We start from the raw sequence: 26,883 nt of genomic DNA on the forward strand, positions 1-26,883 counted from the left end.
GGCATGAGTCGGCGCATCACCTCCGCAACAGTCCTGGTCTCGATGGCCTGCTCGGTGACGACGGTGCTGACCGGCTGCGTCCCAGTCCTCGGCGCCAACCCGCGCTTTGCCACCTATAGCGGTGCCAAACCGCAGGGCGTCGCCACCACCACACCACCCCCTAGCGGCCCGCCACCGATCGCCGCTCCCAAGAACGATCTGTCCTGGCGCGACTGCACGTCTCAGGTCTACGGGAACGCGGCCATCCCCGCCGCGCCGGGCATCAAGCTGGAGTGCGCCACCTTCGACTCGGACCTCGACCCGGTCAACGGCGGGTCCGGGTCGGTCAGCATCGGCGTGGTCCGCGCCCGCTCGGGCCAAACCCCGCGTGACGCGGGACCGCTGGTTTTCACCACCGGTTCGGATCTGCCGTCGTCGACGCAGTTGCCGGTCTGGTTGTCGCATGCGGGCGCCGACATCCTGCGCAGTCACCCGATCGTCGCCGTCGACCGCCGTGGCATGGGCATGTCGAGTCCGATTGATTGCCGAGACCACTTCCAACGCGACGAGATGCGCGATCAATCGCAGTTCCAGACCGGCGACGACCCGGTGGCCAACCTCTCGGCAATCTCGAACGAGGCCACCACCAGCTGCACCGACGTCATCGCACCCGCCGATTCCGCCTACGACAACGGACACGCCGCCTCCGACCTCGAGCGACTGCGCAATCTGTGGGATGTGCCCGCACTGGCGCTGGTCGGCATCGGCAACGGCGCCCAGGTGGCTCTCACCTATGCCGGCTCGCGCCCGGACAAAGTGGCCAGGCTGATCCTCGACTCCCCGGTCGCTTTGGGTGTCAGCGCCGAGGCCAAGGCCGAGCAACAGGTCAAAGGCCAGCAGGCGGCGTTGGACGCGTTCGCGGCGCAGTGCGTCGCGATCAACTGCGCGCTGGGCCCGGATCCAAAAGGCGCCGTCACCGCGCTGCTGAACACGGCTCGCTCCCTCAAGGGGCCCGGGGCCTCGGTCGCATCGATCGTCAACGCGATCACCACCACGCTGGGCTTTCCGACCGGCGACCGCATCAGCACCACCACCACGCTGGCCAACGCATTGGCGGCCGCCCGCGCCGGTGACATGAATCAGCTGTCCAACCTGATCAATCGCGCCGATGGCCTTCAGGACACCGACGGCCAATTCGTCAATTCGTGCAGCGACGCGGTCAACCGCCCGACCCCGGACCGGGTACGCGAACTGGTGGTTGCCTGGGCCAAGCTCTATCCCCAGTTCGGCACGGTCGCCGCGCTCAATCTGGTCAAATGCGTGCACTGGCCCACTGGTTCGACGCCGCAAATGCCGAAGGAGCTCAAGGTCGACGTCTTGCTGATGGGGGTGCAGGACGACCCGATCGTCGGCATCGACGGGGTTGCGCAGACGGCGGCCACCGTCATCAACGCCAACGCCGCGAGCAAGCGGGTGATGTGGCAAGGCATCGGCCACGGTGCCAGCATCTATTCCTCCTGCGCGGTGCCGCCGCTGGTCGGTTATCTCAACGACGGCAAGCTGCCCGGCACCGACACCTACTGTCCCGCCTGACACCTGCCGACTGGGTGCCCCCGGTGTACGGTGCGCTGGTGACGGCAGCTGACTCCACTCGAACCCGCCTCCGCGAATCGATGCTGGCCGCATTCCGCCCCCGCACCGGCGCCCCGAGTACGGCGTCGATCGTGCGGGCGGCGCTCTGGCCGGCAGCCATTCTGTCGGTGCTGCACCGCAGCATCGTGTTGACCACCAACGGCAATATCACCGACGACTTCAAGCCCGTCTACCGCGCGGTGCTGAACTTCCGGCATGGCTGGGACATCTACAACGAGCACTTCGACTACGTCGACCCGCATTACCTCTACCCGCCGGGCGGCACGCTGCTGATGGCGCCGTTCGGGTATCTGCCGTTCGCGCCGTCGCGCTACCTGTTCATCTCCATCAATACGGTGGCCATCCTGGCCGCGGCGTACCTGTTGCTGCGGATGTTCAACTTCACGCTGTCCTCGGTGGCCGCGCCCGCCCTGTTGTTGGCCATGTTCGCCACCGAGACGGTGACCAACACCCTGGTGTTCACCAACATCAACGGCTGCATCCTGCTGCTGGAAGTGCTATTTCTGCGGTGGCTGCTCGACGGCAGAGTCAGCCGTCAGTGGTGGGCCGGGGTGGCCATCGGGCTGACGCTGGTCCTCAAACCGCTGCTGGGTCCGTTGCTGTTGCTGCCGCTGCTGAACCGCCAGTGGCGGGCGGTGGTGGCCGCCATCGTGGTTCCCGTCGTCGCCAACCTGGCCGCGCTGCCGCTGGTCAGCCACCCGATGGACTTCTTCACCCGCACACTGCCCTACATCCTGGGCACCCGCGACTACTTCAACAGCTCGATCCAGGGCAACGGCGTGTACTTCGGCCTGCCGACGTGGTTGATCGTGTTCCTGCGGCTGCTGTTCACCGCACTCGCGGTCGGTGCGCTGTGGCTGCTGTACCGCTACTACCGCACCCGCGATCCGCTGTTCTGGTTCACCACGTCATCGGGCGTGCTGCTGCTGTGGTCGTGGCTGGTGATGTCGCTGGCCCAGGGCTACTACTCGATGATGCTGTTCCCGTTCTTGATGACGGTGGTGCTGCCCAATTCGGTGATCCGCAACTGGCCGGCGTGGCTGGGCATCTACGGGTTCATGACGCTGGACCGCTGGCTGCTGTTCAACTGGATGCGCTGGGGCCGCGCCCTCGAATACCTGAAGATCACCTACGGCTGGTCGCTGCTGTTGATCGTGACGTTCACCGTGCTCTACTTCCGCTACTCCGACGCCAAGGCCGAAAACCGGCTGGACGGTGGTATCGATCCGGCATGGCTAACGGCCGAGCGGGAGCGCGTGCGGTGATCGCAAGCGCGGCGGAGCCGGGCGCTGGCGGTCGCCGCCATTGGGGCTAGCGTGAAGGCATGACGCGTCCCAAGTTGGAACTGACCGACGACCAGTGGCGCCAGAGGCTGACCCAGCAGGAATTCGACGTCCTGCGCCGGGCCGGCACCGAGCGACCCTTCACCGGCGAGTACACCGACACCAAAACCGAGGGCATCTACCAGTGCCGGGCCTGCGGTGCCGAATTGTTCCGCAGCACAGAGAAATTCGAGTCGCATTGCGGCTGGCCGTCGTTCTTCGACCCGGCGAGCTCCGAAGCGGTCATCCTGCGTCCCGACCACTCGCTGGGGATGACGCGCACCGAGGTGCTCTGCGCGAACTGCCACAGCCACCTGGGCCATGTGTTCGCCGGTGAGGGTTATCCGACGCCCACGGATCAGCGTTACTGCATCAACTCGATCTCGCTGCGCCTGGTCCCGACGGACTAGCTTTCGCCGAGCCGGTAATTTTGCAGGCCCTTACTCGCACTTTCGCTGCAGAATTTCAGTTTCGGCGGATCTGCCGTCAGCGGCATGCCCTAGTCCACCCGAGTGGCGTGCACTTCCCAGAACGGAGCGTGTACCCGGCCGCCAACGAGCCATGGTTCCATCGCCCGGAACCGTTCCAGCATGGGCCGCACCTCATCGACCATGTCGGGATTTCGCGCGGCCATCATTTCGATCGATTCGACGCTCAGATTGATCTGATAGGTCGTCGGCCCCAGGTAGGTGATCTCCCAGCCGCCGACCGGTAGCACGTCACGAAAGTCGTTCTCCGACAACGACCGCGGCATGCTGAAGCCGTTGACGTCATGCTCACCGAACTCGAACATGTACAGCCGCGCACCCGGTTTGGTCGCCCGGTGCAGCGCCTGCACGTAGGACTGCCGTAGCTCCGGGGCGGTGCTAAAGGTGTGATAGAACGCGCAGTCGACGACGGTGTCGAACCGGCCGTCCAGCCCTTCCAACGTGGTGGCGTCGGCCACCCGGAAATCCACCGACACGCCGGCCTTGCGCGCGTTATCCCGGGCACGCTCGATGGCGGCCACCGACCCGTCGATCCCGGTCGCCGAGAGACCCTTGGCGGCGTAGTAGATCGCATGGTGGCCCGGCCCGGTACCCGGGTCGAGCACCTCCCCCTTGATCGCGCCCAGGGCGACGAGCTGCTGGACCACCGGCTGCGGGCCGCCGATGTCCCACGGGGTGGCCGCCGGAAGGCCGTGCGCGACGCGGTCGTCGCGATACATCTCCTCGAAGCGGGTGGGGTCAGCAGGGTCCGGCTCAGTCATGAGCGCCGCTCTCCCCCCGCAAGCGGGCGGTACCCCCACCTCATCGCTTCGCTTTGCATCGTCGCCGGCTCGGGTCAGGTTCCGTCATGGCAGTGATCCCACCAGCTGCTCCAACGGCACCCGCGGCCCGCTGAAAAACGGTGTCTCGGCGCGGGTGTGCCGCCGGGCGTCGGTGGCCCGCAGGTCGCGCATCAGGTCGACGATGCGGTCCAACTCCGGGGCCTCGAACGCCAGGATCCATTCGTAGTCGCCCAGCGCGAACGCCGGCACGGTGTTGGCCCGCACGTCCTTGTATCCGCGGGCGGCCATCCCGTGCTCGGCGAGCATGCGGCGACGCTCCTCGTCGGGCAGCAGATACCACTCGTAGGACCGCACGAACGGATACACGCAGATGTAGGCGCCCGGCTCCTCACCGGCCAGAAACGCCGGAATGTGACTCTTGTTGAACTCCGCCGGCCGGTGCAGGCCCACGCTGCTCCACACCGGCGAACAGGCCCGCCCCAGAACGGTGGTGCGCCGGAAGTCGGCATAGGTGGCCTGCAGCGCTTCCACCCGCTCGGCGTGGGTCCAGATCATGAAATCGGCGTCGGCCCGCAGGCCCGCCACGTCGTAGAGGCCGCGCACCACGACGCCGCGTTCCTCCTGCTGCTTGAAGAACATTGCAGCGTCATCCGCCACGGCGTCGCGCTGCTCGCCGAGCTCGCCGGGCCGCACCGCGAATACCGAAAACATCAGGTAGCGGATGGTCGCGTTCAAGGCTGCATAGTCCAGTTTCGCGTCGAGGCGTGCCATGGCACCTATCGTGCCACTTACGCGGCCGGGCCTGCTCGGGGTCTCACAAGGCCTCGACGATGCCGGTGACCGCCCGGCCCGCGGCGGCCACACAGGCCGGCACCCCGATCCCGTCGAGATAGCTGCCCGCGACGGCCAACCCCGACGGCAGGCCGGCACGCACCTCGGCCACCAGATCCGCGTGACCCGGCCCGTACTGCGGCATCGCCTCGATCCAGCGCTGCACGCGATATTCGATCGGATGCACGGTCACGCCGAACACCGTGGCCAGGTCGTCGAGCGCCCAGGCCAATAGCTCCTCGTCGGACGCGCGCTCGGCCAGGTCGTCGCCGAAGCGGCCGAACGACAGCCGTAGCAGCTGCGTGTCCCCGTGCGAGCCCCACTTGCGTGACGACAGCGTGATCGCCTTGGCCCGCAACCGCTCACCGCTGGCTACCAGCACACCGGAACACTGTGGAAACGGGGTGTCGAGCGGCACCGCGAGCGCCACCACCGCCGACGAGGCACTTGTGATCCGGCGGGCGGCCGCGGCGCTACGCGGCGCAATTTCGTCGACCAATAGCACCAGGCGCGGGGCCGGGATGGCCAGGATCACCGCATCGGCATGCCAACGATCTCCGGTGTCGTCGTGCAACTCCCAGCCATGACCACTTCGGCCGATGTCAACCACGCCGGCGCGCACCCAGTTCGGTCGGCTACGGGCGACCAGCTCGTCGACCAGCACCCGGTAGCCACCGTCGAGCGCACCGAATACCGGTCCATCGCCGGCAGGCGGCAACGCCTGCCGAACCGCGTCGGTCAAGCTGGCGGCGCCGCGATCGAGCGCCGCCGCCACGCCGGGGACCGCGGCGCGCAACCCGATCGTCGCCGCCGAGCCCGCATACACCCCGCACAGCAATGGGTCCACCGACCGGGCCACCGTCTGCTCGCCGAACCGGTCGGCCACCAACTCGGCCACCGCGGGATCGCGACCCGGACGCCAGCTGAACCGTCGACCGGGCTCATCCTCGATGCGCGCCATCGTGGCGTCGTCGACGAGGCCGGCCAGCGACGACGCCGACGACGGGATTCCCGCCACCGTGGCCGACGGCAGGGCGTGCAACTCCTGTTGGCTGTAGATCAGCGGCCGGGCACCGGTGGTGGCCCGTTGCCGGCCGGCCAGGCCGAGCTCGGCCAGCAGCGCCGGCATCTCGGGCCGGCGCAGCACGAACGCCTCGGCACCCACATCCATGGGTTGTCCGCCGACTCGCTCGGTGCGCAATATCCCGCCCAGCCGGTCACCGGGATCGAACAGCGTGATAGTCGCGTCGTCACCGCCGGCAACCCGCAACCGATAGGCCGCTGTCAAACCTGAAATACCACCGCCCACAACACAATACGAGCGCTGACTCATAGCGAATGGACCAGCGAGACCAGTTCGGTCAGTACCCCCGGATCGGTCTGCGGCAGGACGCCGTGGCCGAGGTTGAAGACATGTCCGGCCGCTCCCGCGTCGACGGCCCGGCGTCCGTCGTCGACGACGGCGCGGGCGGCGCGTTCCACCACCGGCCAGCCCGCCAGCAGCACCACCGGATCGAGATTGCCCTGCAGCGCCGTGCCCGGCTGCACCCTGGCGGCCGCATCGGCCAGCGCGGTCCGCCAGTCGACGCCGACGACGCTCGCCGATCCCGGTTTGAGGGCCTCCGACATGGCACCCAGCAGCTCGGCGGTGCCGACCCCGAAATGCGTCATCGGCACACCGTATTCGGCCAGCGTGCCGAACACCCGCGCGCTGTGTGGCAGCACGTATTGGCGGTAGTCGGCCAGCGACAGCATTCCCGCCCAGGAGTCGAACACCTGAATGGCGTCCACGCCGGAGTCGATCTGTCCGCGCAGGAACGCGATGGTGAGGTCGGTCAGCTTGCTCATCAGCGCATGCCAGCTCGCCGGCTCGGCCAGCATCATCGCCTTGGTGCGGACGTAATGGCGGCTGGGTCCGCCCTCGATCAGGTAGGAAGCCAGCGTGAACGGCGCACCGGCGAAACCGATCAGCGCGACGTCGCCCAGCGCCGCGACCAACAGCTTAACCGTCTGGAGCACCGGCTGAATCGCTTGTGGGTCAAGGGGTTTGATGCGGTCGATATCGGCGGCGGTGCGCACCGGGTGAGTGATCACCGGTCCGACGTCGGCGACGATATCCAGTTCCACGCCGGCCGCCCGCAGCGGCACCACAATGTCGGAGAACAGGATCGCCGCGTCCACACCGTAGCGCCGTACCGGCTGCAGGGTGATCTCGCAGGCCACTTCCGGCTCCAGGCAGGCGTCCAGCATGCTGTGCCGTTCGCGCAGGGCCCGGTACTCGGGCAGCGAACGGCCGGCCTGGCGCATGAACCACACCGGCACTCGGCTGGGTTTGCGACCGGCCACCGCGGCCAAATAGGGCGAGTGCGGGAGCTCGCGGCGGGTACGCACAGGAGTATTCACTGGGCTCAATGCTGCCATGACGGGCCCGTATGGCAGGTGTGCCCTCAGGGTTGGGCGGGTACTGCCCAATACGGGTTCATGTTGCTGACTCGCGGTTCGGCACGTGGCGGGCATTTGGTCGAGGAGGCGGAGTATTTCGTCGATCGGGTGTTGCGCAACGTCGCCCACGGCCGGTTCGAGCGGTCCCTATCGGATTTGACGGCGTTTGCGGCGCTGGTGACCACCGCGGAGGTCTACTTCGAGCACTATCGCGCGAGCTTCGGCAACAAATGGATGTGGAGCCCGATCGTCGTCACCCCGCCGGTGGTGGTCACCGGGGTTCCACTGAAGTACTCCACCCAGGTGATCACCAACATCCGGCACGCCGCCGGTGCGCAGGACGTGCTGACCATCCAGCGCTTCGCCCACCTCATCGGCGGTGCCCGGATGGGCAGCGACCCGCAGACCAGCGTCGTCAACTCCGACCAGCGAACCTGGGCGGTGCCCAACCTGTTCATCGCCGACGGCTCGGTGTGCCCGACGCAGGGCAGCGCCAACCCGGCGCTGACCATCATGGCGCTCGCATCGCGGCTGGCCGAGCGGATCGTGCGCGGTGACGTGCGGGCAGACGCCCTGGTCGGCAGCCGATCAGCCCGTGCGTAACATCCTGGTATGCCAGTGCGCCACCCGCCAGTCGACTACGACGAGTTCCCAAGTCTGCGAATAGAACACACCGATAACGGCGTGCTGAACCTGGTTCTGGACTCCCCCGGCCTGAATTCGGTTGGGCCGCAAATGCACCGCGACCTGGCCGACATCTGGCCGGTGATCGACCGCGATCCGGCCGTGCGGGTGGTGCTGGTGCGCGGTGAAGGCAGAGCGTTTTCCTCCGGCGGCAGTTTCGACCTGATCGACCAGACCATGGGCGACTTCGAAGACCGGGTCCGCATCATGCGCGAGGCCCGCGACCTGGTGTTCAACCTGGTCAACCTCGATAAGCCGGTGGTTTCGGCGATCCGCGGCCCGGCCGTCGGCGCGGGTCTGGTGGTGGCCCTGCTGGCCGACATCTCGGTCGCGGGCCGGACCGCCAAGATCATCGACGGCCACACCAAGCTCGGCGTGGCCGCCGGCGACCACGCCGCGATCTGCTGGCCACTACTGGTCGGCATGGCCAAGGCCAAGTACTACCTGCTCACCTGTGAGCCGCTGTCCGGCGAGGAAGCCGAGCGCATCGGGCTGGTCTCGACGTGCGTCGACGACGACGACGTGCTTGCCACCGCGACACGCCTTGCCGGGAATCTGGCGCAGGGCGCTCAACACGCGATCCGCTGGACCAAACACAGCCTCAATCACTGGTACCGCATGTTCGGGCCAACCTTCGAAACGTCGCTCGGCCTGGAATTCCTCGGGTTCAGCGGCCCCGACGTGGGCGAAGGATTGGCCGCGCATCGCGAGAAACGCCCGGCCCGATTTGGCGCCGGATCCGGCGGCTGAGCGTGATTCGGCGCGCCTGTCTGCGCGTGTCGGACGTTAGGTCTACCGTCGGATTTTGTGACCCCGCGCCGACGACGATGCGAAGCGCAGCGACGCGACGAGCAGGAGCGACGCTCGTGACCGCAGCCGAACCGGCCCCCTTCCGCGAGGCGGTGGCGGCCATGAATGCTGTCACCGTGCGCCCGGAGATCGAGCTCGGTCCCATCCGTCCGCCGCAGCGGCTGGCGCCCTACAGCTACGCGCTGGGCGCCGAGGTCAAACACCCAGAGCTCGACATCGTCCCCGAGCGGTCCGAAGGTGACGCGTTCGGCCGGCTCATCCTGCTCTACGACCCGGAGGGCTCCGACGCCTGGGACGGCACCATTCGCCTGGTCGCCTACATCCAGGCCGACCTGGACTCACAGGAAGCCATCGATCCGTTGCTACCCGAGGTGGCGTGGAGTTGGCTGGTGGAGGCGCTGGAGTCGCGCACCGAGCACATGACCGCCCTCGGCGGCACCGTCACCGCCACCACATCGGTGCGATACGGCGATATCTCCGGACCGCCGCGCGCCCATCAGCTCGAGCTGCGGGCATCCTGGACGGCGACCACGCCCGAGGTGGGCAGCCACGTCGAGGCGTTCTGCGATGTTCTCGAGCATGCCGCGGGCCTACCCCCAACCGGGGTCATCGACCTGAGCTCCCGGTCACGCGCCTGACATGTGCCCCGACCCGTCTCCCGCGGAGACCGAACCGTCGGGCAGCACGGCACCCCGCCCGACACCGCTACTGCGCCCGGCGCACGGTGTACCGGATCTGTCCGTGACCGTCGGCCAGATCGAGGCGGCGGCGGAAGTCTTGGACCGCGGCCACGGGCCCTTTGCGGTGGACGCCGAGCGGGCGTCGGGCTTTCGCTACTCCAACCGGGCCTATCTGATCCAGATCCGGCGGGCCGGCGCCGGCACCGTGCTGATCGACCCGGTCAGCCACGGCGGCGACCCGCCGACCGTGCTGGCGCCGGTCGCCGAGGTGCTCAGGGAAGACGAGTGGATTCTGCACTCCGCCGATCAGGACCTGCCGTGTCTGGCCGAGGTCGGCATGCGGCCCGTGGCGCTCTATGACACCGAACTGGCCGGACGCCTGGCCGGGTTCGATCGGGTGAACCTGGCGACCATGGTCGAGCGGCTGCTGGGGATGGGGCTGGCCAAGGGCCACGGTGCGGCCGACTGGTCCAAGCGTCCGCTGCCGCCGGCCTGGCTGAACTACGCCGCCCTGGACGTCGAGCTGCTCATCGAACTGCGCGCGGCGATCGCGCAGGTGCTGACCGAACAAGGCAAAACCGGTTGGGCCGCTGAGGAATTCGAGCATCTGCGGACATACGAGTCGCGGTCGGCCCCGACGTCGGCGCGGCCAGACCGCTGGCGCCGCACCTCCGGCATCCACAAGGTGCGCGACCGTCGGGAGTTGGCCGCGGTTCGCGAGCTGTGGCTGGCCCGCGACCGGATTGCCCAGCTGCGTGACATCGCGCCGCGCCGGATCCTGCCGGACTCGGCCATCATCGACGCGGCCCTCGCCGACCCGAGATCGGTCGAGGACCTGGTTGCTTTGCCGGTGTTCGGCGGCCGCAACCAGCGTCGCAATGCCGCGATGTGGCTGGCGGCGCTGCACGAGGCACGGGAAAACCAGCATCCGCCGGAGGTGACCGAGTCGTCCAATGGGCCGCCACTGCCGGCGCGGTGGAGCAGGCGGAAACCCGATGCGGCCGCCCGGTTGGAGGCGGTGCGGGCGGCGCTGGCAGAACTGTCGCAGCGGGTGCGGGTACCGACGGAAAACCTGGTCTCACCCGAGTTGGTGCGACGGCTGTGCTGGGAATGGGCCGGTCCCCGGGAGGGCGCCGCGGACACGATCGACGAGTTCCTCCGGGCCGGCCACGCGCGGGCGTGGCAGCGCCGGCTGGTGGTGCCGGTGCTGGCCGCGGCGGTGGCCCGAGCCAATGCCGAACCCTCGAGCAACGGCAGCTAGTCGAGATGCTCGCTGATCTCGGACGCCGGCCCGAGGGTCCCGGAACCGGTCGGGCCAAACCGGCCCGATTCGTCGCCCGCGTCGGATGTACCCAGCGCGGCGACCCAACCGGTGATGCGGCGGGCCACGTCCTGGTCGGTCAGCCCCAGAGCGGACAGCACCTCACCCCGTGAGGCGTGATCGAAGAACTCCTGCGGCAGCCCGACGTCACGGCACGGCACGTCGACCTCCGTGCGCCGCAACGCGGCCGACACCGCCGAGCCGATGCCGCCGTTGACCCCGTTGTCCTCCAGCGTGACCAGCAGCTTGTGCTGCCCGGCCAGCTCGCGAACACCGTCGGATACCGGCAGCACCCAACGCGGGTCGATCACCGTCACCCCGATGCCCTGAGTATGTAGCCGCTTGGCCACCGCCAATGCCATCGAGGCCAGCGGGCCTACCGCCACCAGCAGCACATCGTGGTTCAGGCCGTCGGCCGGTACCGCGAGCACGTCGACACCCGCCCGCCGCTCGAGAGTCGGAATGTCTTCGCCCACATCGCCTTTCGGGAACCGCAAGGCCGTCGGCCCATCACTGATGTCGAGCGCCTCACCGAGTTCCTCGCGCAGCCGGGTGGCGTCGCGGGGTGCGGCCACCCGGATGCCGGGCACGATGTTCAGCATCGACAAGTCCCACATCCCGTTGTGGCTGGGGCCGTCCGAACCGGTGACGCCGGCACGGTCCAGCACCATGGTGACCGGCAGCTTGTGCAGCGCCACGTCCATCATGATCTGGTCGAAAGCGCGGTTCAGGAACGTCGAATAGATCGCGACCACGGGGTGCATCCCGCCCATCGCCAGCCCGGCGGCCGACGTGATCGCGTGCTGCTCGGCGATGCCGACGTCGAACAACCGGTCCGGAAAGCGTTGCCCGAATGCCGTCAGCCCGGTCGGACCGGGCATTGCCGCGGTAATGGCAACGATGTCGCGGCGTTGCCGGCCGTAGCTGATCAGCGCGTCGGAAAAGGTCGCCGTCCAGCCCGGGCCGGCCGTCTTGGTGGCCTGTCCGGTGACCGGGTTGATCGGGACCGTGGAGTGCATCTGCTCGGCCTCGTCGGCTTCGGCGGGGGCATAGCCCATGCCCTTGCGGGTGACGACATGCACGATCACCGGGCGGCCGAATCCGCGGGCCTTGCGCAACGCGACCTCCACCGCCCGTTCGTCGTGCCCGTCGACCGGGCCCACGTACTTCAGCCCGAGGTCGGTGAACATCAGCTGCGGTGACAGGGAGTCTTTGATGCCGGCTTTGACGCTGTGCAGGAAGTGGTAGCAGACCTCACCGACCAGCGGCACCGCCCGCACCACGTCGCGGCCCTTCTCCAGCATCTGCTCATAGGCCGGCTGTAGGCGCAGCGTGGCGAGATGATCGGCGACGCCGCCGATGGTCGGGGCGTAGCTGCGGCCGTTGTCGTTGACCACGATGATCACCGGCCGGTGCGACCCGGCGATATTGTTCAGCGCCTCCCAGCACATACCGCCCGTAAGCGCGCCGTCGCCCACCACGGCGACCACGTGCCGATTGCGGTGCCCGGTCAACTCGAACGCCTTGGCCAGGCCGTCGGCATACGACAACGCCGCGCTGGCATGGCTGGACTCCACCCAGTCGTGTTCGCTTTCGGCGCGGCACGGATACCCCGACAGCCCGCCCTTCTTGCGCAGGCTTTCGAAATCCTGGGCGCGTCCGGTCAGCATCTTGTGGACGTAGGCCTGGTGACCCGTGTCGAAAATGATCGGGTCGTGTGGCGAATCGAACACCCGATGCAGCGCCAGCGTCAGTTCCACGACCCCCAGGTTCGGCCCGAGGTGTCCCCCGGTCGCGGCAACCTTGTGGATCAGAAACTCGCGGATTTCCTGGGCCAGCTCCCGTAGCTGGGCCTGGGAAAGGTGCTGCAGATCGGCGGGCCCACGGATCTGTTGCAGCATCTCGCCAGTGTACGCAGCAAGGGCCCATTTAGCCCTCGTGAGCGCCCTTGATAACGTCAGTGACCGGTGAGCCGGGAAGCCTGGTCGGTGTCGAGTGGTACCAGCAATGTCCGACGACGCGAAAGAACACCATGGCCACAGCAGAGCTGACCGCGACCACGAAAGCGACGTATCGTCGCCCTATGCGGGCCGAGGACATCGCCGAAGATTTTCCGGTTATCGACATCAATTCCAACGCGCTAGACGCGGCTCGCCTGCTGGCCGAGCACGGCCTGCCCGGGCTGCTGGTCACCAAGCCGTCGGGCACGCCCTACGCGGTCTTGCCGGCCTCCCAAGTGGTGCGATTCCTGGTACCCCGCTATGTCCAAGACGATCCTTCGCTGGCCGGCGTGCTCAACGAATCAACGGCCGACCGCTGCGCCGAAAAGTTGAGCGGCAAGACCGTTCGCGATGTGTTGCCCGACCACCTGGCCGAAGTTCCGCCGGTCAATGCCGACGACACCATCATCGAGGTGGCCGCGATCATGGCCCGGCTACGCAGCCCGTTGCTCGCGGTGGTCAAAGACGGCAAGTTGCACGGGGTGATCACCGCATCGCGCCTCCTAGCAGCGGCGCTGCAGCGTTGATCGCACCCGATTCGGCGACGGCACAGGCATCTATCCGATGAGCGTGTTCGCGCTCGCGGTCTTTGTGGTTGCCTACGCACTGATCGCCAGCGAACGCGTCAACAAGACGCTGGTGGCGCTGACGGGCGCAGCACTCGTGGTCGCGCTGCCGATAATCAACTCCCAGGACGTCTTCTATTCCCACGAGACCGGAATCGATTGGGACGTCATCTTTTTGCTGTTGGGCATGATGATCATCGTCGGGGTGCTGCGCCAGACCGGGGTGTTCGAGTACGTGTCGATCTGGGCGGCCAAGCGGGCCCGCGGGTCGCCACTGCGGATCATGATCCTGCTGGTATTGGTCACCGCGATCGCTTCGGCCTTGCTGGACAACGTCACCACGGTGTTGCTGATCGCCCCCGTGACGCTGCTGGTGTGCGACCGGCTGGCGATCAACGCCGCCCCGTATCTGATCGCCGAAGCGCTCGCGTCCAACCTCGGCGGCACGGCGACCTTGGTCGGCGATCCACCCAACATCGTGATCGCCAGCCGGGGAGGCCTGAGCTTCAACGACTTTCTGATCCATTTGGCCCCGATCGTCGTGATCGTGGTCGCGGTCTTCACCCTGATGCTGCCGCGGCTGTTTCCCGGTGCCTTCGCCGCCGACCCGGACCGGGTTGCCGATGTCATGTCGCTGGAGGAAAAGGAGGCCATCCGCGATCACGGGCTACTGATCAAGTGTGGTGTGGTCCTGGCCGCGGTGTTCGCGGCGTTCATCGCCAACGAGCCACTGCATATGAGGCCGTCCATGGTGGCGCTGGTCGGCGCCGGGATCCTGGTCGTCGTCTCCCGGTTGCAGCAGTCCGATTATCTGTCCAGCGTCGAATGGGACACGCTGTTGTTCTTCGCCGGCCTGTTCATCATGGTCGGCGCCCTGGTGAAGACGGGTGTCGTCAAGCAGCTGGCGGAGTTGGCGGTCACCGCGACCGGCGGCAGCACCTTGTCGGCCACGATGGTGATCCTGGCCGCATCGTTGGTGATCAGCGGGGTCGTCAACAACGTTCCCTATGCCGCGACCATGACACCGATCGTCGCCGAGCTGACACCGGCGCTCGTCGACCGGGGAAACCCGGACGTGCTGTGGTGGGCCCTGGCCCTCGGCACCGACTTCGGCGGCAACCTCACCGCCATCGGCGCCAGCGCCAACGTCGTCATCCTGGGCATCGCCAACAGGGCCGACAATTCCATCTCGTTTTGGGAGTTCACCCGCAAAGGCATTGTGGTGACGACCATGTCGCTGGCGCTGGCAGCGCTATACCTCTGGGTGCGCTACTTCGTGTTGGGATGACCGAATCGTAGCGGGAACGATGGAGGACAGCCGATGAGCGTCATCGCCATCACGGTATTCGTGGTCGCCTACGCGCTGATCGCCAGCGACCGCGTCAGCAAGACCCTGGTGGCGCTGGCGGGAGCGGGGGTCATGCTCGCGGTTCGGGTCGTCGGCTCCCACGACGCGTTCTATTCGTCCGAGACCGGGATCGATTGGGACGTCATCTTTCTGCTGCTGGGAATGATGATCATCGTCGGCGTGCTGCGCCAGACCGGTGTCTTCGAATACGTGGCTATCTGGGCGGTCAAACGCGCGAAGGGTTCCCCGCGCCGGATCATGATCCTGCTGGTGCTGGTCATGGCGTTCGGGTCGGCCATGTTGGACAACGTCACCACGGTGTTGTTGATCGCGCCGGTCACGCTGCTGGTGTGTGACCGGCTGGCGATCAACGCGTCGCCGTTTCTGATGGCCGAGGTCTTCGCGGCCAACATCGGCGGCGCGGCGACATTGGTCGGCGATCCGCCCAACATCATCATCGCCAGCCGAGCGGGATTGACGTTCAACGACTTCCTGATCCACATGGCGCCGATCGTGCTGATCGTGCTCGTCGTGTTCGTCGCCCTGCTGCCGGTGCTGTTCGGCTCCATCGCGGTCGAGGCCGACCGCGTCGCCGACGTCATGTCGCTGGACGAACGGGAAGCCATCCGCGATACCAGGCTGCTGGTCAAGTGCGGCGCGGTGCTGCTGCTGGTGTTCGCGGCGTTCGTCGCCCATCCGGTGCTGCACATCCAGCCGTCGGTGGTGGCGTTGCTGGGGGCCGGCGTCCTGGTGGTGATTTCGGGACTGGGACGCTCGGATTACCTGTCCAGCGTCGAGTGGGACACCCTGCTGTTCTTCGCGGGGTTGTTCGTCATGGTCGGGGCTCTGGTGAAGACGGGCGTCGTCGATAAAATGGCGCGGGCCGCGACCGAATTGACCAGCGGCAACGAAACACTCACGGTGTTTTTGATCCTGGGCGCCTCGGCGCCGGTGTCGGGCATCATCGACAACATTCCGTATGTGGCCACGATGACACCGATCGTCACCGAGTTGGTCGCAGCCATGCCGGGTCACGTCCACCCCAACACGCTGTGGTGGGCGCTGGCTCTGGGCGCCGACCTCGGCGGCAACCTGACCGCGGTCGGAGCCAGCGCCAACGTCGTCATGCTCGGAATCGCCCGGCGCGCAGGCACTCCCATCTCGTTCTGGGAGTTCACCCGCAAAGGCATTGTGGTCACTGCGGTTTCGATCGCGTTATCGGCGATCTACTTGTGGCTGCGCTATTTCCTGCTGGGATAGCCGCGGGCCAGTGAGCGCCAGCTGAGACTGTACTGGTGGCGTCGAGACTGCGCCCACAGCGTGCCGAGAGCCCGGCACGCGCGCTCACCGCAGTCTCGACGTGGCAGCCGCGGCCTAGCAGGTCAACAGCGCAACGCATTCCACGTGATGGGTCAGCGGGAACGCGTCGAACACCTTGATCTTCTCGACCACGTAGTCATGACTGCGGTAAAGGCCGATGTCGCGTGCGAAAGATGCTGCCTCGCAACCGATATGCACCACACGCGGCACCCGCGCGGCGGCCAGTAGGTTGATCACCTCGCGGCCGGCCCCGGTACGCGGCGGATCCAGCACCGCGACGTCAGCACCGGCCGGTTGCCCCTCCAGCGCCCGCCGCACGGAATCGTTGACGACGGCTACCTGCGGCAGATCGGCCAGCGCGGCATGGGCGGTCCTCGACGCCGCACGCGCGCTGTCGACCGTCCATACCCGCCCCGACTCTCCCACCGCTTCACCCAGCACCGCGGCGAAAACACCGGCACCGCCGTAGAGATCCCACGCCGTCATGCCGGGAGCGGCCTGCGCCCAGTCCGCGACCAGGCTGCTGTACATCGCCGCCGCATCGCGATGCGCCTGCCAAAAGGCCGTCACCGGCACCCGCCAGATACGCCCGCCGACCCGCTGCACCGCGTGGTAGTCACCCTCGACCGCCTTGGTGGCGATTCGCCGGCCGTGGCGTACGGTGAGCATCACGTGACGCTGGCCGTCGTCGTCGAGGACAACGTTTACCTGCCCGCCCGGCGGCCAGGCGCGACCGGAATTCAGGCCGTCCAGCATCCCGGCGGGCACCTGCCCGCAATGCAGATCGGTCACCAACGCGCTGCTGTGGTAGCGGTGAAAGCCGACCCGACAGTAGGGTCCCACCTCGAGTCGCACCCGGGTGCGCCATCCGGTGGGACCGGCATCCGAAAGCGGTTCGACCGCGCCGAACCAGTTGTATCCGCCGAGCCGTTTCAGTTGATCGGCCACCACGTGCGCCTTGAGCGCCCGCGCCGCTTCCGGGGCGGCAAAAGCCAGATCGCAACAACCGGCGCCATTCACCCCGGCAATCGGGCACAACGACTCGATCCGGTCCGGAGACGGATCGAGCACCTCGATAACCTCTGCGTGCCAATAGGATTGACGCTCGGAGGTGACCCGCACCCGCACCCGCTCCCCGGGTAAGGCATAGCGGACGAAGACCACCCGGCCTTCGTGGCGCGCCACACAGCTACCGCCGTTTGCGGGCGCACCGGTGACCAACGTCAGTTCGGGTGCCAGGGTCAATCGAAGATGCCTCGCCGCGCATCGCCGGGAGCCACATGAGGCTGTAGCGTCTTCACCCGCTCCGACGAAGTCAGTTGCCAGGGAACCGATGTCACCATCACCCCCGGCATGAACAGCAACCTGCCCTTGAGCCGCAGCGCGCTCTGGTTGTGCAACAGCTGCTCCCACCACCGGCCCACCACGTACTCCGGGATGAACACCGTCACCACGGTCCGCTGGGATTCCTTGCTGACCCGTTTGACGTAATCCAGAACCGGACGGGTCACCTCACGGTAGGGCGAAGCGATGACCTTCAGCGGCACGCTGATATCGCTTTCCTCCCACTTGTGCACCAGGTCACGGGTCTCGGCATCGTCGACGCTGACCGTGATGGCCTCGAGCACGTCGGGACGGGTCGCCCGCGCGTAGGCCAGCGCACGCAGTGTCGGCAGATGCAACTTCGACACCAATACCACGGCGTGATTGCGGCTGGGCAAGACGATTTCGTTGTCCTGCGCTGCGGCCTGTTCCGCCAGTTCCCGGTTGACCGCGTCATAGTGGCGGCGGATCAGCTTCATGAGCATGAACAGGGCGCCCATGGCGACAATCGCAATCCAGGCGCCCACAAGGAATTTCGTGACCAGGACGATCAGCAGGACGGTGCCGGTAGACACCAATCCGACCGAGTTGACCACCCGCGAGCGGATCATCTTGCGCCGGCCCGCGAGATCGGTCTCGGTGCGAAGTAACCGAGTCCAATGCCGCACCATCCCGATCTGGCTCAGTGTGAACGAAATGAACACACCGACGATGTAGAGCTGGATCAGCGCGGTGAGTTCGGCGCGGAAGGCCATCACCGCCGCGATGGCAGCCGCCGCCAGGAACAAGATCCCGTTGGAGAACGCCAGCCGGTCACCGCGGGTGTGCAGCTGGCGTGGCAGGTAGCTGTGCTGCGCCAGCACCGAGCCGAGGACCGGGAAGCCGTTGAACGCGGTGTTGGCCGCCAGCACCAAGATCAGCGCGGTGACCGCGGCGATCAACAAGAACCCGACGTGGAAGCCGCCGAACACGGTCTGCGCCAATTGAGCGACCAACGTTTTTTGTTGATAGCCCGGCGGGGCCCCGGTCAGCTGCGTCTCCGGATCGTCGACGACCTGGACCCTGGTTTCGACGGCGAGCAGGACCATGGCCATCAGCAAGGTCACCGCGATGGCGCCCAGCATGAGCAGGGTCGTGGCGGCGTTGCGGGACTTGGGCTTCTGAAAGGCCGGCACCCCGTTGCTGATCGCCTCCACACCCGTCAGCGCCGCGCAGCCCGAGGAGAACGAGCGGGCCACCAGGAATGCCAGTGCGGCACCGACGACCTTGCCGTGTTCGGCGTGCATCACGAATCCGGCGGACTCGGCGCGCAGCGGGTTGCCCAGCACGTAGATCCGGAATAGCCCCCAACCCAGCATCGCGCCGACTCCGATGATGAACGCATAGGTCGGAAAGGCGAATGCCAGCCCTGATTCGCGGACCCCCCGCAGGTTCATCGCCGTCACCAGCACGATGGCGCTCACCGCGAAGAACACCTTGTGCTCATACACGAAGGGGATCGCCGAACCGATGTTCGACATCGCCGACGCGATCGAAACCGCAACCGTGAGAACATAATCGACCATCAGGGCGCTAGCGACCACGAGACCCGCGGTGGGGCCCAGGTTGGTGCTGACGACTTCGTAGTCGCCGCCCCCGGACGGGTAGGCGTGCACGTTCTGCCGGTAGCTCGATACCACCACGAGTAACACCGCAGCCACCGCCAGTGCGATCCACGGCGCCATGGAGTAGGCGGCCAGACCGGCCACCGACAGCATCAGGAAGATCTCTTCGGGGGCGTAGGCGACCGACGACATGGCATCCGAGGCGAATACCGGCAACGCGATCCGCTTCGGCAGTAGCGTGTGGCTCAGCCGGTCGCTGCGAAACGGCCTGCCGATCAGCAGCCGGCGCGCGGCGGTGGAAAGTTTGGACACGAGAGCCAAGGGTAAGCCCCGACGGCTTTGACGGTAGCGTTCCCTGGGCGAGAATTTTGCGCACCGGAATCAGCTACAGCCGAGAGGACGTCACGTGCGAGTGGTAGTGATGGGGTGCGGCCGGGTCGGCTCGTCGGTGGCTGACGCGCTGTCCCGCATAGGCCACGACGTCGCGGTCATCGACCGCGACAGCACCGCTTTCAACCGGCTCAGCCCCGAGTTTGCCGGCGAGCGGGTGCTCGGCCAGGGATTCGACCGAGATGTGCTGCTGCGGGCCGGCATCGAAGGTGCCGACGCATTCGCTGCGGTGTCCTCCGGAGACAACTCCAACATCATCTCGGCACGGTTGGCCCGGGAAACTTTCGGTGTGCCGCGAGTGGTCGCCCGCATCTATGACGCCAAGCGCGCCGAGGTCTACGAACGCCTGGGTATCCCCACGATCGCCACGGTGCCCTGGACCACCGACCGGCTGCTCAACGCGCTGCTGCGCGAAACTGAGACCGCCAAGTGGCGCGATCCCACCGGTACCGTCGCGGTCGCAGAAGTCATCTTGCACGAGGACTGGATCGGGCACCGGGTCACCGACCTGGAGCAGGCCACCGGCGCCCGGGCGGCGTTCCTGATCCGATTCGGAACCGGGGTGCTGCCCGAGCCGAAGACGATCCTGCAGGCCGGCGACCAGGTCTACGTCGCCGCCATCTCCGGCCGGGCGGCCGAGGCGGTGGCCATTGCGGCCCTACCGCCCAGTGAGGACTTCGAGTCAGGGCCGCGCAAATGAAGCGCGCCGACGACGAAGACGCCGGCTCGGCCGGGCTTCGAGCCGGGGTTATGGGGGTACCACCCGCTTGCGGGGGAGAGTGGCGCAAATGAAGGTAGTCGTCGCCGGGGCCGGCGCCGTCGGCCGCTCAGTCACCCGTGAGCTCATCGGCAATGGGCACGACGTGACCCTGATCGAGCGCAACCGCGACCACCTCGACCCCGACGCCATCCCGACCGCGCATTGGCAATTGGGCGATGCCTGCGAGCTGAGCCTGCTGGAGTCGGTGCACCTCGAGGATTTCGATGTCGTGGTCGCCGCGACCGGCGACGACAAGGTCAACGTGGTACTCAGCCTGCTGGCCAAGACCGAATTCGCGGTGCCGCGGGTGGTGGCCCGAGTCAACGATCCCCGCAACGAGTGGCTGTTCACCGACGCCTGGGGCGTTGACGTGGCGGTGTCCACCCCGCGAATGCTGGCCTCGCTGATCGAGGAGGCCGTCGCCGTCGGCGACCTGGTACGGCTGATGGAATTCCGCAAGGGCCAGGCGAACCTGGTGGAGATCACGCTGCCCGACGACACCCCCTGGGGCGGTAAGCCGGTGCGCAAGCTGCAATTGCCACGGGATGCGGTGCTGGTCACGATCCTGCGCGGACCGCGAGTCATCGTGCCGCAAGCCGATGAGCCGCTGGAAGGGGGCGACGAATTGCTGTTCGTCGCGGTCACCGAGGCAGAGGAGGAGCTGAGCCGGCTGCTGCTGCCGCCAACCTCACCGGCGGGCGAGCCCGGTCCTTGAGCATGAGCCGACCGCTTTCCCGATGCGAGCGTGGCCGGCCCAGTCGGTAGCGATCCCGCCCGCCCAGAGCCGTCACCATACGGTCAACGCCCCCGGACGTACACCCGCAAGTCGCGAGAGCTAGAGCTCGCGACCAGCGTCGGTATCGACTTCTGGCACCCCGGCTATCGCAGGGCCTTCGAGGACCGGCATAGCCCGCTGAGCGGCCTTTATCGCGGCGTACGTCGCCAGCGCCGCCATGGCGGTGAGCGGCCAGCCCATCCCAATGCGCGCGACGCCCAGCCAGCCGGTCTTGTCGGCATCGTAGAGAAGCCGCTGGACGATGAACCGGGCGCCGAACACCAGCGTCCAACCCAGCGTGGCGATGTCAAACGCGTAGCGGGCGCGGGGTACGTCGCGCCAGCCGCGGTCCCGCCCGGCGGCCCAGCTCCACAGGACACCGACGACGGGCCGGCGAATCACCACCGACAGGGCGAAAATCACCGCCCACAGCAACGACATCCAAATACCCAGCAAGAAATAGCCCTTGGACTGACCCACCAGGTAGGCGATCAGTGCGCACACGGCGACCCCGAAGAACCCGGAAACGGCGGGCTGGGCGGATTCCCGGCGAATCAGCCGCAATAGCAACACCAGTGCGGCCACGCCCACCGCAGACCCGATTGCGGGCAACAGCCCGGCCACACTGGACGCCGCGACAAAGACGACCACCGGCAGCGACGAATAGACCAGACCACTGACGCCACCGGCCTGTGCCAGCAGGCGTTCTGCGCTGATGCGGCGAGTACTCATGCCGGGGGCGCTGCCGCTAGACGGCTCGAGACTGTGTACCCCAGACAAACCCGGATAACGGAAATGGTCACCGCTGAATTTCGTAGTGCGGGTTGTAGATGGCCTTGCTCCCGTTTTCGAGCTTGCCCAGCCGGCCGCGTACCCGCAGCGTGCGGCCGGAGTCGATGCCGGGGATCCGGCGCTGGCCCAACCACACCAACGTCACAGTGTCGCTACCGTCGAACAACTCGGCGCGAACACCACCGGCGCAACCCTTGCCGTTGGTTTCCACACTGCGCAGCGTGCCCACCATCGTGACCTCCTGACCACGCTGGCAGTCAATGACGCGCTGCGCGCCGGTAGTGAGGACTTCGTCCGACAATTCTTCGACGTCGCGCTGCTCCGGATCTTCCGTCAACCGACGGGTCAGCCGGCGCAGATAACCTTGGGCGCCCATGGCCTCTCCTGACACTCCAACGTCGTAACGGAAGCTCTTCTTGCGATCAGCATTCCATCTATGCCAACGGTCACCGTAGACCTGTTGGTTCCCGTCCGCCACACGTATCGATGCACCGGGGTCGGAGTACCCGCAATGGCGGAGCACTATCAAGGCACTATCAAGGAATGCCAGTCGCTTTTCGCGGAGTCACGGCCGTGGTGTTGCCCGGAACCGGTTCCGACGACGACTACGTCCACCGGGCGTTTTCCGGTCCCCTGCACGGGGTCGGCGCGGCGCTGCTAAGAATTGCGCCACAACCAGAGCACTTGATCGCCGGGTACCTGGCGGCACTGGACGAGGCCGCGCGGACAGGTCCGGTCGTGGTCGGCGGCATCTCGATCGGAGCCGCCGTTGCCGTCGCGTGGGCGCTGGCCCATCCCGACCGGACCGTGGCCGTCCTGGCCGCGTTACCTGCGTGGACGGGCCCACCCGGATCAGCCCCGGCCGCCCACGCGGCGCGATACACGGCCTCACAGCTGCGCCGTGACGGTCTGGCGACGACGACGACGCAGATGCGGGCATCCAGCCCCGCCTGGTTGGCCGACGAGCTGGCCCGGTCCTGGCGGGTTCAATGGCCGCAACTGCCTGACGCCATGGAGGAAGCCGCAGCCTATATCGCGCCTGGCCGCAGCGACCTGGAGCGGCTGGCTGCGCCGTTGGGGGTCGCTGCCGCCGTCGATGATCCGATTCACCCGCTGCAGGTGGGTGTTGACTGGGTGACCGCGGCGCCGCATGCAGCACTACGGACGGTGACGCTGGATGAGATCGGCGCGGATCCCGCCGCACTGGGAGCCGCCTGCCTGGCAGCTCTGGCCGAGGTCCGAGACGCCTCCTAGAACGCTCGCCCAGCCCTAGCCGCTGGTGCTGGTGCGCAACTGCTGCATCGCCGACCCGCCGGCACCGCGTCGCGCCGCCGGATTAGACTGCTGCTCCTGCTCCTGCGCCTGTGCCTGTGCGGCTGCGGCCTCGCGTAGCTGCTCGACCATCGGCTCGGGCAACTGCACCGGCAACGGGGTACGCACCGGCAGGGGGGTGTCTCCGCGGCGCACAACGGTGTCCGCCAACGCCTCGCGAGCCTCATCGGTCAACGCATCGATCGTCTCGTGGGGGCCGTTGACAACACACCGGATCATCCAGCGGTAGCCGTCGACACCGATGAAACGCACCACGCCGGATGCCGTACCGATCACTTCCCGACCCCACGGGCCGTCTTTGATGGAAACCTGAGCAGAGTCCTTGCGCAGCGAGTCGGCGAGCTCGGCGGCCACCTCACGCCACAGGCCGGCGGACTTCGGCGCCGCGTAGGCCGCGATGGTGAAGCGGCCGTTGGGCGTGACGATCCACACCGCGCTGGGGACGCCGTTCTCGGTCAGTTCGACCTGCACCTGGCCTGCCGTCGGCATGGGGATCAACACCGAACCGAGGTCGAGCCTGGCCAACTCCGCGACCGATGGGTCGTCGAAGTCTTCGATGTCGAAGGGGCCCACCAACTCGTCGCCGTCTTCGTCGGCCAGTTCTGATGCCTTCGGCGCAGCGGCGACCGGTGCTTCCGGCTCGGCCGAAGTCGATCCGCTGTCCCTGTTGCGTGTGCGTCTACCGAATGCCATCACAAACTCGCATGTCCGCCGGAGGAGCCGTGGCCACCATCGCCACGGGATGTCTCGGCCAGCCCGGCCTCGTCGAATGACGCGACCTCAACCAGCTCGACCAACTCGACCCGCTGCACCAGCAGCTGGGCAATACGGTCACCTCGATGCACCACGATCGGCGTGGCGGGGTCGAGGTTGATCAGCGCGACCTTGATCTCGCCACGGTAGCCCGCATCGATGGTGCCGGGACTGTTGACGATCGAAAGCCCCACCCGGGAGGCCAAGCCCGAGCGCGGATGGACGAGACCCACCATCCCAAACGGGATGGCGACCGCAACGCCCGTCGGCACCAGGGCACGCTGCCCGGGGGCCAGCTCCACGTCTTGCGCACTGTAGAGATCGACCCCAGCGTCGCCGTGATGAGCGCGGCTGGGCAGCGGCAGCCCGAGGTCGAGGCGGACAACGGCCAGACTGGTCGACACGGGGCCACAGACTACTCTTGACCGAATGTCGGGTACGCGCGTCGCGCCGCACAGTGTGCGATACCGCGAACGACTATGGGTGCCGTGGTGGTGGTGGCCGCTGGGGTTTGCGGCGGCGGCGCTCATCGCTTTCGAAGTCAACATGGGTATCGCCGCCCTGCCCCACTGGCTGCCGTTCGCGACGTTGTTCGCCGTCGCGGCCGGCACGCTGCTATGGCTGGGCCGGGTGGAGATCCGAGTCACAGCCGACCAGACCGGCGTCGAGCTGTGGGCCGGTGCAGCGCATCTGCCGGTCACCGTGGTCTCCCGATCGGCCGAAGTGGCGCGCACCGCCAAGTCAGCGGCACTGGGCCGACAACTCGACCCGGCAGCATTTGTCCTGCATCGCGCCTGGGTCGGCCCGATGGTTCTGCTGGTACTCGACGACCCCGAGGACCCCACCCCGTACTGGCTGGTGAGCTGCCGTCACCCCGAGCGGGTGCTGTCGGCATTACGCAGCTGACCGATCACGCCGCGCAGTCGGTACAGATCATCACGCCGTTCTTCTCGCTGGCCAGTCGACTGCGGTGTTGCACCAGGAAGCAGCTCGAGCAGGTGAACTCGTCCGCCTGCTTCGGGATGACACGCACCGACAGCTCTTCACCGGACAAGTCGGCGCCAGGCAGCTCGAATGACTCGGCGGACTCGGACTCATCCACGTCGACCACGGCCGACGCCGCCTCGTTCCGTCGAGCTTTCAGCTCTTCCAGCGAATCCTCCGACACATCGTCGGCCTCGGTGCGCCGTGGAGCGTCATAGTCGGTAGGCATTATTCCGTCCCCTCGCATGCCCTCTCATAAGTTCAAGCATCGCTTTGTACCAGCGTCGAACGCATCCACCAAACGATTCGTGCCCAGAACCCGGCCCAATCAACTGTGATTTACGTCACACCACTCTCGGCGGCCTCGTGATCGGCCCTCAACGCGGCAATCCAGGCGCGGACTACAGTGCACGTGTGGTCGCACAAATCACCGAGGGCACCGCCTTTGACAAGCATGGTCGGCCATTCCGGCGGCGCAATCCCCGCCCCGCAATCGTCGTCGTGATCCTGTTGGCGATCGCGACGGCAGTGGCCTGGACGGTGGCCCTGACCCGCCCGACGGATGTCCGCGAGGCCGCGACGTGCAACCCCCCGCCACAGCCGGCCGGGTCGACGGCGCCGCCCAGGCTCGGCGAGCCAGTGTCGCGAACCGAAATGACCGACGTCGCCCCGGCCAAACTCAGCGAGACCAAAGTGCGCGTGCTCAACGCCAGCGGACGGGGCGGTCAAGCCGGCGACATCGCGGGGGCCATGCACGATCTCGGTTTCACCCAGCCGACGGCCGCCAACGACCCGGTCTATGCGGGCGCCCGGCTCATCTGCCAGGGCCAGATCCGGTTCGGCACCGCGGGTCAAGCCGCGGCCGCCGCGGTATGGCTGGTGGCGCCGTGTACCGAGCTGTTCCACGACAGCCGTGCCGACGACTCGGTCGACCTCGTCCTCGGCACAGACTTCACCACGCTGGCCCACAACGACGACATCGACGCCGTACTCGCGAGCCTGCGGCCCGGTGCCACCGAGCCGACCGATCCCACGCTCGTGGCCAAGATCCACGCGAGCAGTTGCTGAGCAGCTCAGTCCGGGATCGGCTCAAGAGCATCGAATCGCATCAGTACCGCCAATAGCTCGTCGGCAATGCCGGGCGCGGCGGCCAGCACCAAGCCCCCTTCCGGGGCATCCGCGGCGGGTGATAGCACCCGGGCCCCCGCCTCGGCTGCTATCACGGCACCCGCCGCGCGGTCCCACACCTGCAGCCCGTGCTCGTAGTAAGCATCCAGCTGGCCGGCGGCGACCATGCACAAATCCAATGCAGCAGAACCGATCCGGCGCACGTCTCGGACCAGCGGCAGCATCCGGGCCAGCAGCGCTGCCTGGGTAGCGCGGCGCCGCGTCGAGTACGCGAAGCCGGTGCCCAACAGGGCCATCGACAAATTGTCGACATCGGTGCAGCGCAATCGGCGAGTCCCGTGCTCATCGGCGACATGCGCGCCTAGCCCGGCCGCAGCCGAATACACCCTGCCGCCGACGACATCAGCGACCGCGCCGGCGACCGACACGCCGCCGACTTGGGCTCCGACCGACACCGCGTAGGCCGGAATGCTGTAGACGAAGTTCACGGTGCCGTCGATGGGGTCAAGCACCCAAGTCACGGTGTCGGCCGGCGCGGCCGTCGAGTCTGCTGGGCCCCCGCCCTCCTCCCCCAAAATCGGGTCACCGGGCCGAAGCTGAGCCAACCGTTCGCGCAGCAGCCGCTCGGTATCGGTGTCGACGACGGTCACCGGGTCGGTCGGGGTGGTCTTGGTCCGCACCGCGGCGCCGCTGTCAGTGGCCGGACGCAGACCAAATATCTCGGCGCGCCGACCACGCACGAACTCGGCCGCCTCCGCGGCGAGAGTCTCGGCCACCGAACGCAGCCGCGCGGGCTCGTTGTCGGATCGTGTCACC

The 26,883-nt window shown here is 67.3% G+C and carries 26 protein-coding genes and 3 pseudogenes; 16 read left to right on the forward strand and 13 right to left on the reverse strand.

Annotated features, from left to right (window positions below; translation table 11 throughout):
- Nucleotides 1–3 precede the first annotated feature (3 nt).
- The 3 genes from AWC07_RS12290 to msrB are packed head-to-tail and all read left to right on the forward strand — an operon-like array spanning nt 4 to nt 3,364.
- The gene (locus AWC07_RS12290; RefSeq protein ID WP_036412214.1) at nt 4–1,572 is read left to right on the forward strand and encodes an alpha/beta hydrolase; all 1,569 of its coding nucleotides are present in this window, start codon (nt 4–6) and stop codon (nt 1,570–1,572) included.
- A 23-nt stretch (nt 1,573–1,595) separates the two neighbouring features.
- Nucleotides 1,596–2,897, forward strand: coding sequence for an arabinofuranan 3-O-arabinosyltransferase (gene aftC, locus AWC07_RS12295; RefSeq protein WP_036412225.1), 1,302 nt, complete (start codon nt 1,596–1,598; stop codon nt 2,895–2,897).
- A 59-nt stretch (nt 2,898–2,956) separates the two neighbouring features.
- Complete coding sequence (gene msrB, locus AWC07_RS12300; RefSeq protein WP_036412213.1) at nt 2,957–3,364, forward strand: peptide-methionine (R)-S-oxide reductase MsrB; 408 nt, start codon at nt 2,957–2,959, stop codon at nt 3,362–3,364.
- Between the two features lie 89 nt (nt 3,365–3,453).
- Here msrB and AWC07_RS12305 read toward each other — a convergent pair whose 3' ends face one another.
- From AWC07_RS12305 to hemE, 4 genes are all read right to left on the reverse strand, one after another.
- On the reverse strand, nt 3,454–4,203 hold the full coding sequence (locus AWC07_RS12305) for a class I SAM-dependent methyltransferase (RefSeq protein WP_036412210.1): 750 nt from the start codon (nt 4,201–4,203) through the stop codon (nt 3,454–3,456).
- 84 nt (nt 4,204–4,287) lie between these two features.
- The gene (gene hemQ, locus AWC07_RS12310) at nt 4,288–4,995 is read right to left on the reverse strand and encodes a hydrogen peroxide-dependent heme synthase (protein WP_036412209.1); all 708 of its coding nucleotides are present in this window, start codon (nt 4,993–4,995) and stop codon (nt 4,288–4,290) included.
- Nucleotides 4,996–5,038: 43 nt separating this feature from the next.
- Nucleotides 5,039–6,388 (reverse strand): protoporphyrinogen oxidase, encoded by a 1,350-nt coding sequence (locus AWC07_RS12315; protein WP_036412208.1) that lies wholly within the window; start codon nt 6,386–6,388, stop codon nt 5,039–5,041.
- On the reverse strand, nt 6,385–7,446 hold the full coding sequence (gene hemE / locus AWC07_RS12320; protein WP_036412207.1) for a uroporphyrinogen decarboxylase: 1,062 nt from the start codon (nt 7,444–7,446) through the stop codon (nt 6,385–6,387). The genes AWC07_RS12315 and hemE overlap by 4 nt, the downstream gene beginning before the upstream one ends.
- Nucleotides 7,447–7,536: 90 nt before the next feature.
- On the opposite strand from hemE, the pseudogene AWC07_RS26850 reads away from it, so the two are divergent.
- The 5 genes and pseudogenes from AWC07_RS26850 to AWC07_RS12340 form a co-directional block, all read left to right on the forward strand.
- Nucleotides 7,537–7,779, forward strand: a pseudogene (locus AWC07_RS26850) (hypothetical protein); the annotation flags it as partial.
- Nucleotides 7,780–7,782: 3 nt separating this feature from the next.
- Nucleotides 7,783–8,100 (forward strand): annotated as a pseudogene (locus AWC07_RS26855) (GMC family oxidoreductase); the annotation flags it as partial.
- A 9-nt stretch (nt 8,101–8,109) separates the two neighbouring features.
- On the forward strand, nt 8,110–8,931 hold the full coding sequence (locus AWC07_RS12330) for an enoyl-CoA hydratase/isomerase family protein (protein WP_036412205.1): 822 nt from the start codon (nt 8,110–8,112) through the stop codon (nt 8,929–8,931).
- Nucleotides 8,932–8,988: 57 nt separating this feature from the next.
- Nucleotides 8,989–9,629: pseudogene (locus AWC07_RS12335) on the forward strand (DUF3000 domain-containing protein).
- Nucleotide 9,630: 1 nt separating this feature from the next.
- Nucleotides 9,631–10,932 (forward strand): HRDC domain-containing protein, encoded by a 1,302-nt coding sequence (locus tag AWC07_RS12340; RefSeq protein WP_036412202.1) that lies wholly within the window; start codon nt 9,631–9,633, stop codon nt 10,930–10,932.
- Here the strand turns inward: AWC07_RS12340 and dxs are convergent.
- Nucleotides 10,929–12,893, reverse strand: coding sequence for a 1-deoxy-D-xylulose-5-phosphate synthase (gene dxs, locus AWC07_RS12345; protein WP_051507925.1), 1,965 nt, complete (start codon nt 12,891–12,893; stop codon nt 10,929–10,931). The genes AWC07_RS12340 and dxs overlap by 4 nt on opposite strands.
- 182 nt (nt 12,894–13,075) lie before the next feature.
- On the opposite strand from dxs, the gene AWC07_RS12350 reads away from it, so the two are divergent.
- The 3 genes from AWC07_RS12350 to AWC07_RS12360 are packed head-to-tail and all read left to right on the forward strand — an operon-like array spanning nt 13,076 to nt 16,166.
- On the forward strand, nt 13,076–13,519 hold the full coding sequence (locus tag AWC07_RS12350; protein WP_036412221.1) for a CBS domain-containing protein: 444 nt from the start codon (nt 13,076–13,078) through the stop codon (nt 13,517–13,519).
- Nucleotides 13,520–13,556: 37 nt separating this feature from the next.
- On the forward strand, nt 13,557–14,846 hold the full coding sequence (locus tag AWC07_RS12355; protein WP_036412200.1) for an ArsB/NhaD family transporter: 1,290 nt from the start codon (nt 13,557–13,559) through the stop codon (nt 14,844–14,846).
- A 33-nt stretch (nt 14,847–14,879) separates the two neighbouring features.
- A complete protein-coding gene (locus tag AWC07_RS12360) occupies nt 14,880–16,166 on the forward strand; it encodes an ArsB/NhaD family transporter (RefSeq protein WP_036412198.1) in 1,287 nt (428 codons plus the stop codon).
- Nucleotides 16,167–16,280: 114 nt separating this feature from the next.
- On the opposite strand, the gene AWC07_RS12365 is transcribed toward AWC07_RS12360, so the two are convergent.
- Complete coding sequence (locus AWC07_RS12365; RefSeq protein WP_425271244.1) at nt 16,281–17,471, reverse strand: class I SAM-dependent RNA methyltransferase; 1,191 nt, start codon at nt 17,469–17,471, stop codon at nt 16,281–16,283.
- The gene (locus AWC07_RS12370; RefSeq protein WP_036412196.1) at nt 17,468–19,465 is read right to left on the reverse strand and encodes an APC family permease; all 1,998 of its coding nucleotides are present in this window, start codon (nt 19,463–19,465) and stop codon (nt 17,468–17,470) included. Before AWC07_RS12370 ends, AWC07_RS12365 begins: the two co-directional genes overlap by 4 nt.
- Before the next feature lie 94 nt (nt 19,466–19,559).
- On the opposite strand from AWC07_RS12370, the gene AWC07_RS12375 reads away from it, so the two are divergent.
- Nucleotides 19,560–20,243: a potassium channel family protein gene (locus AWC07_RS12375; protein WP_063468686.1), complete on the forward strand. Its 684-nt coding sequence runs from the start codon at nt 19,560–19,562 to the stop codon at nt 20,241–20,243.
- A gap of 88 nt (nt 20,244–20,331) precedes the next feature.
- Nucleotides 20,332–21,018: a potassium channel family protein gene (locus AWC07_RS12380; protein WP_036412194.1), complete on the forward strand. Its 687-nt coding sequence runs from the start codon at nt 20,332–20,334 to the stop codon at nt 21,016–21,018.
- Nucleotides 21,019–21,138: 120 nt separating this feature from the next.
- On the opposite strand, the gene AWC07_RS12385 is transcribed toward AWC07_RS12380, so the two are convergent.
- Nucleotides 21,139–21,810 carry a DUF3159 domain-containing protein gene (locus AWC07_RS12385; protein WP_036411153.1) on the reverse strand — a complete coding sequence of 224 codons (672 nt, stop codon included), beginning with the start codon at nt 21,808–21,810 and terminating at the stop codon, nt 21,139–21,141.
- Between the two features lie 67 nt (nt 21,811–21,877).
- A complete protein-coding gene (locus tag AWC07_RS12390) occupies nt 21,878–22,246 on the reverse strand; it encodes an OB-fold nucleic acid binding domain-containing protein (protein WP_036411151.1) in 369 nt (122 codons plus the stop codon).
- Between the two features lie 167 nt (nt 22,247–22,413).
- Between AWC07_RS12390 and AWC07_RS12395 the strand changes: the two genes are divergently transcribed.
- Nucleotides 22,414–23,124 (forward strand): alpha/beta fold hydrolase, encoded by a 711-nt coding sequence (locus AWC07_RS12395; protein ID WP_036411150.1) that lies wholly within the window; start codon nt 22,414–22,416, stop codon nt 23,122–23,124.
- A gap of 15 nt (nt 23,125–23,139) precedes the next feature.
- Here AWC07_RS12395 and AWC07_RS12400 read toward each other — a convergent pair whose 3' ends face one another.
- Both AWC07_RS12400 and dut read right to left on the reverse strand, forming a co-directional pair.
- Nucleotides 23,140–23,895 (reverse strand): DUF3710 domain-containing protein, encoded by a 756-nt coding sequence (locus AWC07_RS12400; protein ID WP_139829670.1) that lies wholly within the window; start codon nt 23,893–23,895, stop codon nt 23,140–23,142.
- Nucleotides 23,895–24,359 carry a dUTP diphosphatase gene (dut, locus tag AWC07_RS12405; protein WP_036411146.1) on the reverse strand — a complete coding sequence of 155 codons (465 nt, stop codon included), beginning with the start codon at nt 24,357–24,359 and terminating at the stop codon, nt 23,895–23,897. Before dut ends, AWC07_RS12400 begins: the two co-directional genes overlap by 1 nt.
- A gap of 25 nt (nt 24,360–24,384) precedes the next feature.
- On the opposite strand from dut, the gene AWC07_RS12410 reads away from it, so the two are divergent.
- On the forward strand, nt 24,385–24,861 hold the full coding sequence (locus AWC07_RS12410) for a DUF3093 domain-containing protein (RefSeq protein ID WP_036411145.1): 477 nt from the start codon (nt 24,385–24,387) through the stop codon (nt 24,859–24,861).
- Between the two features lie 4 nt (nt 24,862–24,865).
- Here the strand turns inward: AWC07_RS12410 and AWC07_RS12415 are convergent, their stop codons facing one another.
- Nucleotides 24,866–25,168: a DUF4193 domain-containing protein gene (locus AWC07_RS12415; RefSeq protein ID WP_023372621.1), complete on the reverse strand. Its 303-nt coding sequence runs from the start codon at nt 25,166–25,168 to the stop codon at nt 24,866–24,868.
- 185 nt (nt 25,169–25,353) lie between these two features.
- Between AWC07_RS12415 and cei the strand changes: the two genes are divergently transcribed.
- Entirely contained in the window at nt 25,354–26,007 is a 654-nt protein-coding gene (gene cei, locus AWC07_RS12420) for an envelope integrity protein Cei (RefSeq protein ID WP_036411160.1), read from the forward strand.
- Between the two features lie 5 nt (nt 26,008–26,012).
- Here the strand turns inward: cei and AWC07_RS12425 are convergent, their stop codons facing one another.
- Entirely contained in the window at nt 26,013–26,882 is an 870-nt protein-coding gene (locus AWC07_RS12425) for an inositol monophosphatase family protein (protein ID WP_036411143.1), read from the reverse strand.
- Nucleotide 26,883: the final 1 nt, after the last annotated feature.

It is taken from the genome of Mycobacterium gastri (assembly GCF_002102175.1).
Lineage (GTDB): Bacteria > Actinomycetota > Actinomycetes > Mycobacteriales > Mycobacteriaceae > Mycobacterium > Mycobacterium gastri.